Below are 12239 nucleotides of genomic sequence, written 5' to 3'. Positions count from 1 at the left end.
CGGTCACCGCTTCGCGCGCTTCGGGCGCCGGCTGCGCGTGACGAGGTTGGCGGCGACCTCGCGGTAGGCCTTCGCGCCCTTGCTGGAGCGGCTCGTGGACAGGATCGAGCGGCCGGCGGCGGGCGCCTCCGCGAACTTGATGGTCTTGGGGATCGGGGGCTCCACGACCTCCAGGTCGTAGGTCTCCGAGATCGTCTCCAGCACCGTGCGGGAGTGGGTGGTGCGACCGTCGTAGAGCGTGGGCAGCACGCCCCAGACCGCCAGGTCCTTGTTGGTGAAGCGGCGCACGTCGTGGACGGTGTCGAGCAGCTGGCCGACGCCGCGGTGGGACAGCGTCTCGCACTGCAGCGGGATGAGCACGCCGTCCGCGGCGGTCAGCGCGGCCACCGTGAGGACCCCCAGCGAGGGCGGGCAGTCGAGCAGGACCCAGTCGTAGCCGGCGCCCTTGTCGGCGAGGTCCTCGATCACGCCGCGCACGACATGCTCGCGTCCGGTGCGGGTCAGCAGGTCGGCCTCGGCGCGGGCCAGCTCGATGGTCGCCGGCAGCAGGTCGACGCCGTCCTCGGTCGCCAGGATCACCTCGGTGGGGTCCAGGCCCTTCGTGAGCACCTGGTGGACCGACAGCTCGAGGTCCTCGGGGTCGATGCCCAGCGAGAACGTCAGGCACGCCTGCGGGTCGAGGTCGACGAGCAGCACCTTCTGGCCGAGCTCCGCCAGGGCCGCGCCGATGGAGGCGACCGAGGTCGTCTTGGCGACGCCGCCCTTCTGGTTGGCGACCGCGAGGACGGTGGTGCGCTGCTTGGTCATCGGGGTCCATCATGCCGGACCGGGGCGCGCGGGTGGGGCACCCGGGCGCGGTGCGTCATCGGGTGCCCCCGCACGGCCCGGCACCTGCGCCGGGCGGGGCTGTTTTACTGGCGTCATGTCACGCACCGCGCTCGTCACCGGCCCCACCGCCGGCATCGGCCACGCCTTCGCCCACCAGCTCGCCGCCCGCGGCCACGACCTGGTGCTCGTGGCCCGCGACCGGGAGCGCCTGGAGTCCGTGGCCGCCGAGATCACCGAGCGGTACGGCGTGCAGGTCGAGGTGCTGCCGGCCGACCTGGGCGACCGCGACCAGCTGGCGCAGGTCGAGGCGCGGCTGGGCGACCCGGACCGGCCCGTGGACCTGCTGGTCAACAACGCCGGCTTCGGGCTCAAGGGCCGCTTCCTCGACAACGACGTCGACTCCGAGACCGCGATGCTGGAGGTGCTGGTGACCGCGGTCCTGAGGCTGACGCACGCCGCACTCGCCCCGATGGCCGAGCGCGGTCACGGCGGCGTGATCAACGTGTCCAGCGTGGCGGCGTTCCTCCCGCGCGGGACCTACGCGGCGGCCAAGGCGTGGGTCAACAGCTTCAGCGAGTGGGCCGCCAACGAGTACCGCCCGCAGGGCGTGAGCGTGATGGCGCTGTGCCCTGGTTTCACCAAGACCGAGTTCCACGAGCGGATGGACGTCGGGCGCGGCTCGGCGCCGGGCTTCATGTGGCTCGACGCCGACTTCCTGGTGACCAAGGCGCTCAAGGACTTCGACAAGGGCCGGACCTACTCCATCCCGGGCGCGCAGTACCGGACGGTCGTCGCCATGACCAAGCTGGTCCCGACCCGGGCGCTCCAGGCCTACCAGTCGATGGGCCGCCGCTGAGCCCAGGGCCCAGCCCAAGCGCCGAGCGGGCTCAGCCCTCGCCGTTGATGAACGCGCGCACCGCGTCGGCCACCAGCTGCACGGCGATCGCGGAGAGCAGCAGCCCGGCGATCCGGGTCACCAGCAGGACGCCGCTCTCGCGGATCAGCCGCAGGATCGGCAGCGAGTAGCGCATCGCCGCCCACAGGCTGGCGTGGACCAGGACCACGCCGAGAGCGACCGCGACGAACGTGGGGACGCTGTCGACCTCGCGGGTGAAGAGCATCGTGGCCACGATGGCGCCGGGGCCGGCGAGCAGCGGGGTGCCGAGCGGGACCAGCGCCACGTTGGTGCCGACCTGGGCGGTGGGCTCCTTCTCGTTGCCGGTGAGCAGCTCCAGCGCCACCAGGAGCAGCAGCAGCCCGCCGGCGCACTGGAGGGCGGGCAGCGAGATGTGGAGGTACTCCAGGATCTGCTGGCCGAAGAACGCGAAGACCGTGATCACGAAGAACGACACGGCCACCGCCTGCCACGCGGCGCGGCGGGCCGAGGCCGGCGACCGCCCCCCGGTCAGGGACAGGAAGATCGGGACCGTGCCGACGGGGTCCATGATCACGAAGAGGGTCACGAACACCTCGACGAACAGCACGGTGTCCAGGACGCTGCTCACGGGCGCAGGACCTGCGGCGTGGCGCGCCCCGAGCGCTGCGCGGCGGCCGCGGCGAGCTCGAGCAGGCGGGCGTACTCCTCCGGGGCGGTGGTGTTGACGCCGAGGTCGTGGTCGCGCTTGCCCGTGCCGTGGTAGTCGCTGGAGCCGGTGACCACCAGCCCCAGGTTGCGGGCGATCGCGCGCAGCCGGCAGCGGTCGTCGGCGCCGTGGTCCTGGTGGTCGACCTCGAGGCCGGCGAGCCCGGCCTGTGCCAGCGCGGCGATCTCGGCCTCGTCGGGCTGGTCGGGACCGTGCCGGCCCCAGGGGTGCGCGATCACGCTCACTCCCCCGGCCTGCGCGACGACCGCCATGACGTCGAGGAGCGAGGCGGCGTAGCGGTCGACGTAGGCCGGACGGCCGGGGTTGAGCCACTGGCGGAACGCCTCGGTGCGGTCGGACACGACCCCCAGCTCGACGAGCGCGTCGGCGACGTGGGGGCGGCCGGTGGCCGCGGTGCCCGGGGAGACCCGGCGCACGTCCTGGGCCTGGATGGCGATGCCGTGGGTCCGCAGCCGCTCCAGCATCGCGGGCACCCGGGAGTTGCGACCGGCGAGGATCTTGGCCAGCGCCTGCTCGAGCCCGGGGTGCGTGGGGTCGGGCAGGTAGGCCAGCATGTGGACGCCCGCGCCCTGGTGACGGGTGCTGACCTCCATGCCGCGCACCAGCTCGATCCCGACCTCCCGGGCGGTCTCCTCTGCCTCGGCCCAGCCGGTGGCGGTGTCGTGGTCGGTGATCGCCACGACGTCCAGCCCGGCACCGGAGGCGGCGCGCACCAGCTCGGCCGGGGTGTCGGTCCCGTCGCTGGCCCGGGAGTGGGTGTGGAGGTCGATGCGCACCCAAGAAGACTAGGGCGTGAGCGGGCTCACCACGCGGGCGCCGGACCCCCGAAGGGCACCTCCAGCAGCCCCGGACCGACCGAGGAGAGGTCGCGCAGCACCCAGTCGGGTCGCAGCAGCAGCACCGCGGACGCGGGGCGCAGGACCAGCCACAGCCACCGGCCGCCGGCCTCGCCGGCGACGACGGAGCGGTCCCACTCCTGCGAGCCGTCGCTCGTCGACACCGGCCACAGCGACAGCGGCTGGTGGTCGACGCGGATCTTGACCATCGGCGGGCCCTCGCCGACCTCGTCGCCGGGGTCGTCGTGGCGGGTGCCGGCGACCCGGGCGCCCAGGCCGGTCCCGGGCTCCTCGGTCACCACGATCACGTCGACGGGCCCGTCCTGGGCACTGGTGCCGGAGATGCAGCTCATCGTGGCGCGCGTCCGGCCGGGCTCCGCCCCGACGACGGCGAAGTCGGTGACGCTCCAGCCCGGCCCAAGCGGCCAGCAGGTCAGCGTCGGGAAGCCGTCGGCGGCGAGGAGGTGGTCGCCGAACGCGTCGTACGTCGCCTCGTCGGGGCGCCACAGGGGCGCGACCTCGCCGTGGTCGGGGCAGCTCCAGCGGCCGTCCGTGTGGAGCACCGGCGCGGGGCAGCGGGGGCAGCCCGAGGACAGGGACATGGGACCACGGTGGTGGCGAACCGCGGCGCGGTCAAGAGTTCCAGCGCAGGACGACCGGGTTCTCCCGCTCGTGGCCGAGGACCGACACGGTGGCGGTGTCCAACCGGAACAGCCGCCCGTCGACGACCGGCAGCCCGAGCCACCGCGCGGTCAGCACCCGCAGCGAGTGCCCGTGGGCGAAGACCAGGGTCCGGCCCTCGGCGTGCTCGGCGCGCGCCACGATCCGGTCCAGCCGGGCGCCCACCTCGTCGGCGGTCTCGCCGCCGGGACACGGGTGCGTCCACACGGTCCAGTCGGGCACCGTCTCGCGGATCTCGGGGGTGGTCACGCCCTCGTAGTCGCCGTAGGCCCACTCGACGAGGTCCTCGTCGGGCTCGGCGTGCGCGAAGCCGGCCAGCTCCGCCGTGCGCCGGGCCCGCTGGCGCGGGCTGGTCAGCACCAGCGCGAAGTCCTGCTGCGCCAGCGGCTCGGCCAGGGTGCGGGCCAGCTCCTCGCCGTGCGGCAGCAGGGGCAGGTCGGTCACCGACGTGTGGCGACCGTTCTCGCTCCACTCGGTCGGTCCGTGCCGGACCAGCCACAGCTCGTGGGGCATCGGCTCAGGTCTCGGCGAGGACGACGACGCGGTCGCCGTCCTGGACGGTGAAGGTCTGGGACTTCGCGGGGTTGACCACGACACCGAAGCCTGCCACGTCCTCCTCGCCGAGCGACAGGGACCGGTAGCCCAGCGCCGTCTCGCCCCGCGCGGAGGCGCCCGCGACGACGGTGGCGTAGGTGACCTCGAGGCCCGGCTGGACGTACCACTCGGCGGGCCGCAGGTAGATCTCGCTGCCCTCGTCGCCCAGCAGCTGGCCGAACACCGCCTCGAGCCGGCGGTCCTCGGAGAGCTGGGTCACGAGCAGGCTGACGATCTCGCCGCTGACGACCACGTCGTCGACGTGGGCGACCTGGGCCAGCACGCGGTTGCGGTCGTCGAGCATCTCGGTGACGACCGGGGTAGCCGAGCCGATCCGGCCGAGGATGTCGCGCACGTGGAGCAGCGTGACCAGCGTGCGGGCGTCGGCGGCCTGGACGCCGAGGTGGTCGGAGTAGCAGAGCACGATGACCTGGTCGAGGCCGTCGACCACGTGGGTCTCCAGGGTCGCGCGGTCCGTGGTCGAGGCGCCGACCACGGTGACCGCGAGGTGGTCCAGCTCCGGCACGACCGGGGTGCCGAACGACGTGAGGACGGTCAGCGTGGAGCCGGCGGGCGCGTAGTGGTCGAGCTCGCGGAGCACGATCGGGGCGCGCTCGTTCCACCCGATGAGCACGCCGTGGGTCGGCTGCTCCTCGCTGGGGACCGCCGTGCCGAGCGCGGACAGGTCGGGCCGCGTGAGCGTGCGGCCCTCGTGCTCCAGCCCGGCGTCGTCCTCGGCGACGACGACCAGCGTGCGGTTGCCCACGAGCGTGTCCGCGGGCGGGTTGAGGGTCGGGACGCCGTCCTCGATCAGCCCGATGACCGAGGCCTTCTCGAAGGCGAGCACCGCGTCGCCGTAGGTCTGCGCGCCGAGGTCGTGGTGCTCCAGGAAGTAGATCTCGTCGCCGTCGTAGTCGAAGAGCTCGGTGTAGACCGCCGCCGCACCGGACTGGCGCGAGGTCTGCACGACGAGCTTGGCCACGGTCTCGCGGATGTCCAGCAGGACGGTGCGGTCGGCGCCGACCAGGCGGGCGGCCTCGAGGTTGGTGGGGTTGCGGATCTCGGCCACGATGTTGGGGCCGTCGGCTCCCCCGTGGGTCAGCGCGAGCAGCGTCTTGATGACCTCGCTGTCGGGGTCCTCGGAGGTCTCGGGGGCGAGCAGGATGACCGAGCGCGCACTGGTGTGGCTGCTCAGCGCCAGGTCGTCGATGTCCATCGGCGAGCCGGAGCGGCAGATGACGCGAGTGCCGCGCAGGTCGGGGACCTTGGCGGCGACGTCGTCTTCCATGTCCACCTTGTCGCGGTCGGCCAGGATCACGATGACCGGCTTGCGACGGCTCTCGTTGGCCAGCGTCAGCTCGCTGATGATCGTGTAGATCGAGTCCGACCAGCCCAGGATCACCGTGTGGTCCTGCTCCAGGACGATCGAGCGGCCGCGACGCAGGTCGGCCAGCTTGGTGTCGATGCCGGCGGCGATCACGCCGATGAGGGCGCTCACGATGAAGAGGCCGGCGATGGTCAGCGCCAGCATCGTGAGCACGAACCGCCAGGAGCTGGGGTCGTCGCCACCGATCGTCCCCGGGTCCAGCGCGTGCAGCAGGCTGTAGAACATCTCGTGCAGGAAGCCACCCGGCGCATCAGAGTCCGGGCGCAGCCCGAGCACGGTGACGAACACCGAGAACACGACGATCAGCACGACGGTCGCGACGGTGAGCCAGGCGATCAGCGCCGGCGTGCCGCGCGACATGCTGTTGTCGAACCGGTAGCGCAGCCGGTCGCCCAGGTCCGACCGCGGGGTGGTGGTCGTGCGGGTGCCCGACCCCCCCGTCGAGATCGCCTTCGCCGTGCGCGCGCGCAGCTGCTGTCCGGTCCGTGCCATCCGCCACCCCCTGTGTCTCGGTGCCGGAGGAACCGGCGCGCCATCGTCGCGCAGATCGGGGGGCCGGGGAGGTGCTTTGACGACACTCGCGGCGCGTCGCTTGTCACATGGATACTCGGTATGCATACTCCGTATCCATGAGCATCCCCCACGGTCTCCTCGCCCTGCTGCGGCACGGCCCCATGTACGGCTACCAGCTCCGCGCGGAGTTCGAGCACGCCACCGGGTCCACCTGGCCCCTCAACATCGGCCAGGTCTACTCCACGCTCACCCGGCTGGAGCGCGACGGGCTGATCGAGCCCCAGGCCACCGACGACGAGGGTCGTCAGCGCTACGCGCTCACCGCTGCGGGGGTGAGCACCCTCGGCGAGTGGTTCGCCAAGCCGGTCACGCACGCGGACCGGCCGCGCGACGAGCTGGCGATCAAGCTCGCGCTGGCTTCCACGACCCCGGGCCTCGACGTGCAGGCCATCGTCCAGACGCAGCGCGTGGCGACGATGCGCCGCCTGCAGGACCTCACCCGGCTCAAGCAGGAGCCGGGCGACGACGCCGGGCTCGCCTGGTCACTCGTGCTGGACCACCTCCGGTTCTCCGCGGAGGCCGAGCTGCGCTGGCTCGACCACTGCGAGGGCGCCCTGCTCAAGGCGGCCGCCTCCGGGCGCACCCGTCCTCCCGTCGTCGAGGACGACGCCGCGCTCGAGTCGACCGAGGAGCGCGCCCGATGAACGCCCTCGACCTGCTCCACGTGGACCGCATCCACGGCCACGGCAACGCCGCCGTGCACGCGCTGCGCGGACTGACCATCCACGTGGCGGCCGGCGAGCTCGTCGCGGTGATGGGTCCCAGCGGCTCCGGCAAGTCGACCTTGCTCAACCTCGCCGGCGGGCTCGACCGGGCCACCGCCGGCAGCGTCAAGGTCGACGGCGTCGAGCTCGGCGACCTCAGTCCCAAGGAGCTGGCGCGGCTGCGACGGCACAAGGTCGGCTACGTCTTCCAGGACCTGAACCTGATCCCGTCGCTCACCGCGGCCGAGAACGTCTCGCTGCCCCTCGAGCTGGACGGCGTACGGCGACGTCCCGCGCGCGCCTCGGCGGAGGCGGCGCTGGCCGAGGTGGGCCTGGCCGAGCTGGCCGACCGGCTGCCGGCGGACATGTCCGGCGGGCAGCAGCAGCGGGTGGCGATCGCCCGCGCGGTGGTCGGCGAGCGCTCGTTGATCCTCGCCGACGAGCCCACCGGGGCCCTCGACTCCGAGACCGGCGAGCAGGTCATGCGGCTGCTGCGGGACCGGTGCGCCGCCGGGGTGGCGACGCTCCTGGTGACCCACGATGCGGCCCATGCCGCCTGGGCCGACCGGATCGTGTTCCTGCGCGACGGCGCCGCGGTGGACGACACCGGCGCGCGGCCGGCCGCCGAGTCCCTCCTGACGGGCGCGTGATGGCCCGGCTGGCGCGCTGGCGCCCCGCCCTGCGCATGGCCTGGCGCGACCTCGTGCAGCACCCGTTGCGCACCGTCGTCGTGACCGTGCTCGTCGCGCTCCCCGTGGCGGTGGCCGTCGTGGTCTCGACGGTGACCGCCACGACCGACTACTACTCCCCCAACACGACGGCCCGCTTCCTGGGCGCCGCCGACGCCGCGCTCGAGGTCACCCCGCACCCGCGCGTGCGGGTGCGGACGATGGACCGCGGTCGGTACGTCGAGTGGAGCGCCCCGCCCCGTGCCCAGGACGTCGAGCGCGACGCGACCGGGGTCGACGTCGCCGCGCTGCTTCCCGAGGGCTCGCGGGTGACCCGCATCGGTGACGTCACCGTGCCGCTGGCGATCGGCGGTCGGCTGGCCGCCGACGTCCTCGACCTCGACGACCCGCTGACGCGGGGCCTGGCGACGCTGGAGTCGGGGCGGGCTCCCGCCTCCGAGGACGAGGTGGCGGTCAGCCGGCTCCTCGCCGACGAGCTGGGCCTGGTCGACGACGGCACCCTCGCCGACGACGCCGCCCTGCGGACCACCCGCGGCGACCTCGCCGTCGTCGGCGTCCTCGAGCCGGACCCGGACCGTTTCAGCGACTCCTCACCCCTGGTGCTGGCACCCGTGCGGCTCGACGGTCGCACGGACGCGCTGCCCTCGGTGCGCTACCTGGTCGACCTGCCGGAGCTCACGAGCAAGGAGAGCCGGGCGCTGCAGGCGGAGCTGGCCGACCACGGGATCTCGGCGCAGCTGCGTGACGCCACGGCGCACCCTGACGCCTGGGGGCTCGAGCAGCCGCTGCCGTCGCCCGTCGACCCTGCCGCCGTGGCCACCGGGGCGCTGGTCATCGGGCTCGGCCTGGTCGAGGTGCTGGTCCTCGTCGGCTCCGCCTTCGCCGTCGGCGCTCGTCGCCAGAGCCGCACCCTCGGCCTGGTGATGGCCTCCGGCGGCACCCCGTCCGACGTACGACGCACGGTGCTGGCCCAAGGCGTGTGGATCGGGGTCGGGGCCGCGGTGCTCGGCACCGGCGCCGGTCTGCTCGCCCTGCTGGTGGGCCGCGGCCCGATCGCGTCCCTGGCCGGCCAGAGGCTGCAGGACTACTCGTTCTCGGTGGGCACGCTCGTCGCCGTCGCGCTGCTAGGCGTGGCGTCCGCGGTCGCGGCGGCAGCCATCCCCGCCTGGGGCGTCGGTCGGATGACCGCGTCGGAGTCCCTCGACGGCCACATCGCGGCCGGTTCCCGCCGGCGTCGAGGCGGCCGGCTGCGCGGTCCCTCGCTGGCACTCATGACCACGGGCGTGGTCGGGCTCGTGCTGAGCGGCTGGTGGATCTCGCGCGCGTTCGCCCCGGACGTGGCGTCGCCGTCGACGATGCCGGTGGTGGCGGGCGCCCTGAGCGCGCTGGTGCTCCTCGTCGGGGTGGTCCTGGCGACGCCGTTCGCGGTCGACCTCCTCGGGGCACGCACCGACCGGGGCTGGCTGCCGTGGCGCCTGGCCGTGCGCGACGTCGCGCGGCACCGTGGCCGCACGACCGCGGCCGTGCTCGGCATCGGCATCGTCGTGACCGGGGCCGTCTTCGCCGGCTTCGGGGTCTCCGCCAACGCGGCGCTGCAGGAGGTCGACGAGCCGCTGGTGCCCTCCGGCACCGCCGAGCTCTACCTCTCGCCCGGCCAGCTCCGCGACCCCGAGACCCTCGCCCGGGTGCGCACGGCTGCCGCCGAGATCGTGGGCGCGGACGGCATCGTCGTCGCCCAGGAGGCGCGCCTCGGACGCCGCCCGGTGGGCGACCACCGGGGCGGCACCTACCAGATCGTGGACGACGAGTTCCTCGAGGCGATGGGACTGCCGGACTCCGCCCAACGAGACCTCGCCGACGGCAAGGCCCTGGTGGTGGGGCCGAGCTCGCTGCGCGAGGGTCAGGTGCGGATCGTGGCCGGACCGCGCCGCGACCGCGTGCTCGACGAGCGGATCCCCGCCGTGCGGGTCCGGCCGGGCTTCCTCGCGATGCCGAGCTCGGTGTGGATCTCCCCGGAGACCGCGGCCGGGCTCGGGCTGCGGGGCGCGCCGACGAGCGCCTTCCTGCACGCCGACCACGAGCTCGACCGGGAGTCGCTGGACCGGCTGGCGTTCTACGGGATCTACGCCGACGGGGACGAGCCGCAGGGCCCCGTCGACCCCCGCCTGGTGCTGGGGGGCGCCGGGGGCGTCCTGCTCGCGACCTGCCTGGTCGTCGGGATGATCGTGGCTCTCTCCGCCTCCGAGGGCCGCGGCGACGCAGCCACCCTGGCGGCGGTCGGCGCGCCGCCCTGGACACGGCGCGCCACGAGCGCCGGCCAGGCGCTGGCGATCGGCTGCCTCGGCGCCGGTCTCGGGCTGCTGCTCGGCTCGGCCGGAGGCGCGAGCCTGCTGCAGCTGGTCGGCACCCCGGGGACCCCGGTGCCCTGGGCCGGCCTGGCTGTCGTCGTGGTCGGTGTGCCGCTGCTCTCGACGGCCGTGGGCTGGCTCGTCACGCCGACCCGACTCTCCCTGACGAGGCGGACCGGGTGAGGCCCACGTGACGGCCGGGTGCAGCCTCTCGCGGTCCCTCCCGTGCCACTATCACCGCGTGGACCTTCGCGCTTCCCGGCTCGCCGTCGCCGCCGCCTTCCTGAGCCAGGGGCTGGTCTTCATCAGCCTGACCACGCGGCTGCCCGACTACCAGGACACCTGGGACCTCTCCGAGCTGCAGATCTCCCTGCTGCTGCTGATGATCGTGCTGCTGGCGGGCGTCGGCTCCGTCGTCGCCGAGCAGCTCGCTCGTGGACGCGACTCCGCGTCCCTGCTGCGCCTCGGCCTCGGGATCACGGTCGTCGCGGTGCCGATCCTGATGCTGGCGCCGGTCGTGGGCGCGTTCGTGGCCGGCCTGGCGGCGTACGGGGTGGCGCTGGGGATCGTCGACGCCACCACCAACATGCAGGCGGTGGCGGTGGAGCACGAGTACGGGCGACCGATCCTGCCGTCCTTCCACGGCGCGTGGACGCTCGGCGGCATCGTGGGTGCGGCGCTGACGCTGGCCACGTCGAGGCTGCCGGTCGAGGTGGGCGCCGTGGCGGCGATCGTGCCGCTGCTGGTGCTCTTCGGGCCGCTGCTGCCCCGCGTGGGTGACCCGCTGGCCGCGGCGGCCTCGGCCGCCGGACCGGTGCCGTGGCGGCCGATCCTCCTGGTGGGGCTGGGGATGGTGCTCTTCTACATGGTCGACACCGCCGCGCAGACCTGGGGCTCGCTCTACCTCGACAACGTGATCGACACCCCCGAGGACCTGGTGGCGCTCGCGACCCTGCCCTACCTGGTGGCCAGCCTCGCGCTACGGCTCGGCGGCGACCGGCTGGTGGCGTCGTACGGCGCGGTGTCGGTGATCCGCGTGGGTGCGGTCGTCTCGGCGCTGTCGCTGGCGGCCGTGGTGTTCGCGCCCACCTGGCCGGTCGCGGTGCTGGGCTTCACGGTGCTCGGCGCAGGGGTGGCGGTCATCGCCCCGCTGTCCTACTCCGCCGCGGCCCGCATCGCCGGCGAGGGCCTCGACCCGCTCACCCGCCAGGCCCGGGTGGACGCGGTCATCGGGCGCTTCAACCAGTTCAACTACCTCGGCGCGCTCCTGGGCGCGGTCCTCGTCGGCGCCGTCGGCCAGGACAACCTGCGCATCGGCTTCGCCGTACCGATGGTCCTCGTCCTGGCCCTGCTCCCCCTCGCCCGCGCGTTCGCGCCCGCTGCCGTGAGTGCCTCAGCCGCTGCGCGCTGACGCGGTCAGGCCTCCGCGGCCCCCGGCCAGTTCTTGTCGGGCTGCGGGACGGGGCGGCCGGGCTGCTCGCCGCCGCGGGCGGTGAGGTAGCTGTCCTTGGGGACCATCACCTTGCGGCGGAAGATGCACACGACCTTGCCGTCCTGGTTGTAGCCGATGGTCTCGACGTGGACGACGCCGCGGTCATCCTTCGACTTCGACTCCCACTTGTCGAGCACGGTGGTCTCGCCGTAGAGCGTGTCGCCGTGGAAGGTCGGGGCGACGTGGCGCAGCGACTCGATCTCCAGGTTGGCGATCGCCTTGCCGGAGATGTCCGGCACGGACATGCCGAGCAGGATCGAGTAGACGTAGTTGCCGACCACGACGTTCTTGCCGAACTGCGTGGTCGACTCCGCGTAGTTGCTGTCGAGGTGCAGCGGGTGGTGGTTCATGGTGAGCAGGCAGAACATGTGGTCGTCGAACTCGGTGACCGTCTTGCCGGGCCAGTGCTTGTAGGTGGCACCGACCTCGAACTCCTCATAGCTGCGACCGAACTGCACCTGCACTCCTCGGGCTCGACGACGTCGGCCCGATTCTGTCAGGAG

The 12239-nt window shown here is 73.5% G+C and carries 12 protein-coding genes; 5 read left to right on the top strand and 7 right to left on the bottom strand.

The features are described 5' to 3' along the window. Nucleotides 1–3 precede the first annotated feature (3 nt). On the bottom strand, nt 4–807 hold the full coding sequence (locus tag E4622_RS21100) for a ParA family protein (protein WP_134742198.1): 804 nt from the start codon (nt 805–807) through the stop codon (nt 4–6). A gap of 115 nt (nt 808–922) precedes the next feature. Between E4622_RS21100 and E4622_RS21095 the strand changes: the two genes are divergently transcribed. Further along, the gene (locus E4622_RS21095; protein WP_134742197.1) at nt 923–1684 is read left to right on the top strand and encodes an SDR family oxidoreductase; all 762 of its coding nucleotides are present in this window, start codon (nt 923–925) and stop codon (nt 1682–1684) included. Between the two features lie 31 nt (nt 1685–1715). Here E4622_RS21095 and E4622_RS21090 read toward each other — a convergent pair whose 3' ends face one another. The 5 genes from E4622_RS21090 to E4622_RS21070 are packed head-to-tail and all read right to left on the bottom strand — an operon-like array spanning nt 1716 to nt 6422. Continuing rightward, entirely contained in the window at nt 1716–2333 is a 618-nt protein-coding gene (locus E4622_RS21090; protein WP_134742196.1) for a MarC family protein, read from the bottom strand. After that, nucleotides 2330–3208, bottom strand: coding sequence for a PHP domain-containing protein (locus tag E4622_RS21085; protein WP_134742195.1), 879 nt, complete (start codon nt 3206–3208; stop codon nt 2330–2332). Before E4622_RS21085 ends, E4622_RS21090 begins: the two co-directional genes overlap by 4 nt. Before the next feature lie 26 nt (nt 3209–3234). Further along, nucleotides 3235–3870 (bottom strand): DUF6758 family protein, encoded by a 636-nt coding sequence (locus E4622_RS21080; RefSeq protein ID WP_134742194.1) that lies wholly within the window; start codon nt 3868–3870, stop codon nt 3235–3237. Between the two features lie 31 nt (nt 3871–3901). Beyond that, a complete protein-coding gene (locus E4622_RS21075; protein WP_134742193.1) occupies nt 3902–4462 on the bottom strand; it encodes a histidine phosphatase family protein in 561 nt (186 codons plus the stop codon). A 4-nt stretch (nt 4463–4466) separates the two neighbouring features. After that, nucleotides 4467–6422, bottom strand: a complete 1956-nt coding sequence (locus E4622_RS21070; RefSeq protein ID WP_167736184.1) for an NAD-binding protein — start codon at nt 6420–6422, stop codon at nt 4467–4469. A 137-nt stretch (nt 6423–6559) separates the two neighbouring features. Here E4622_RS21070 and E4622_RS21065 point away from each other — a divergent pair, with 137 nt between their 5' ends. The 4 genes from E4622_RS21065 to E4622_RS21050 are packed head-to-tail and all read left to right on the top strand — an operon-like array spanning nt 6560 to nt 11655. Continuing rightward, nucleotides 6560–7147 carry a PadR family transcriptional regulator gene (locus E4622_RS21065; protein ID WP_134742191.1) on the top strand — a complete coding sequence of 196 codons (588 nt, stop codon included), beginning with the start codon at nt 6560–6562 and terminating at the stop codon, nt 7145–7147. Continuing rightward, the gene (locus E4622_RS21060; protein ID WP_134742190.1) at nt 7144–7857 is read left to right on the top strand and encodes an ABC transporter ATP-binding protein; all 714 of its coding nucleotides are present in this window, start codon (nt 7144–7146) and stop codon (nt 7855–7857) included. Before E4622_RS21065 ends, E4622_RS21060 begins: the two co-directional genes overlap by 4 nt. Continuing rightward, nucleotides 7857–10427: an FtsX-like permease family protein gene (locus E4622_RS21055; RefSeq protein WP_134742189.1), complete on the top strand. Its 2571-nt coding sequence runs from the start codon at nt 7857–7859 to the stop codon at nt 10425–10427. Before E4622_RS21060 ends, E4622_RS21055 begins: the two co-directional genes overlap by 1 nt. Nucleotides 10428–10485: 58 nt before the next feature. Then, complete coding sequence (locus tag E4622_RS21050) at nt 10486–11655, top strand: MFS transporter (protein WP_134742188.1); 1170 nt, start codon at nt 10486–10488, stop codon at nt 11653–11655. Nucleotides 11656–11660: 5 nt separating this feature from the next. Here the strand turns inward: E4622_RS21050 and E4622_RS21045 are convergent, their stop codons facing one another. Then, nucleotides 11661–12194 (bottom strand): MaoC family dehydratase, encoded by a 534-nt coding sequence (locus tag E4622_RS21045; RefSeq protein WP_134742187.1) that lies wholly within the window; start codon nt 12192–12194, stop codon nt 11661–11663. Between the last annotated feature and the right edge of the window lie 45 nt (nt 12195–12239).

Source organism: Nocardioides sp. 503, from assembly GCF_004522095.1.
Lineage (GTDB): Bacteria > Actinomycetota > Actinomycetes > Propionibacteriales > Nocardioidaceae > Nocardioides.
Note: the sequence above shows the minus strand (reverse complement) of the source record. Positions and strands in the feature narration are given on the sequence as shown.

What these genes read in the sequence shown, in the direction of transcription:
- E4622_RS21065 (WP_134742191.1), top strand. Translation starts at nt 6,560, where the DNA reads ATGAGCATCCCCCACGGTCTCCTCGCCCTGCTGCGGCACGGCCCCATG.
- E4622_RS21060 (WP_134742190.1), top strand. Translation starts at nt 7,144, where the DNA reads ATGAACGCCCTCGACCTGCTCCACGTGGACCGCATCCACGGCCACGGC.
- E4622_RS21080 (WP_134742194.1), bottom strand. Translation starts at nt 3,870, where the DNA reads ATGTCCCTGTCCTCGGGCTGCCCCCGCTGCCCCGCGCCGGTGCTCCAC.
- E4622_RS21095 (WP_134742197.1), top strand. Translation starts at nt 923, where the DNA reads ATGTCACGCACCGCGCTCGTCACCGGCCCCACCGCCGGCATCGGCCAC.
- E4622_RS21055 (WP_134742189.1), top strand. Translation starts at nt 7,857, where the DNA reads ATGGCCCGGCTGGCGCGCTGGCGCCCCGCCCTGCGCATGGCCTGGCGC.
- E4622_RS21100 (WP_134742198.1), bottom strand. Translation starts at nt 807, where the DNA reads ATGACCAAGCAGCGCACCACCGTCCTCGCGGTCGCCAACCAGAAGGGC.
- E4622_RS21075 (WP_134742193.1), bottom strand. Translation starts at nt 4,462, where the DNA reads ATGCCCCACGAGCTGTGGCTGGTCCGGCACGGACCGACCGAGTGGAGC.
- E4622_RS21070 (WP_167736184.1), bottom strand. Translation starts at nt 6,422, where the DNA reads ATGGCACGGACCGGACAGCAGCTGCGCGCGCGCACGGCGAAGGCGATC.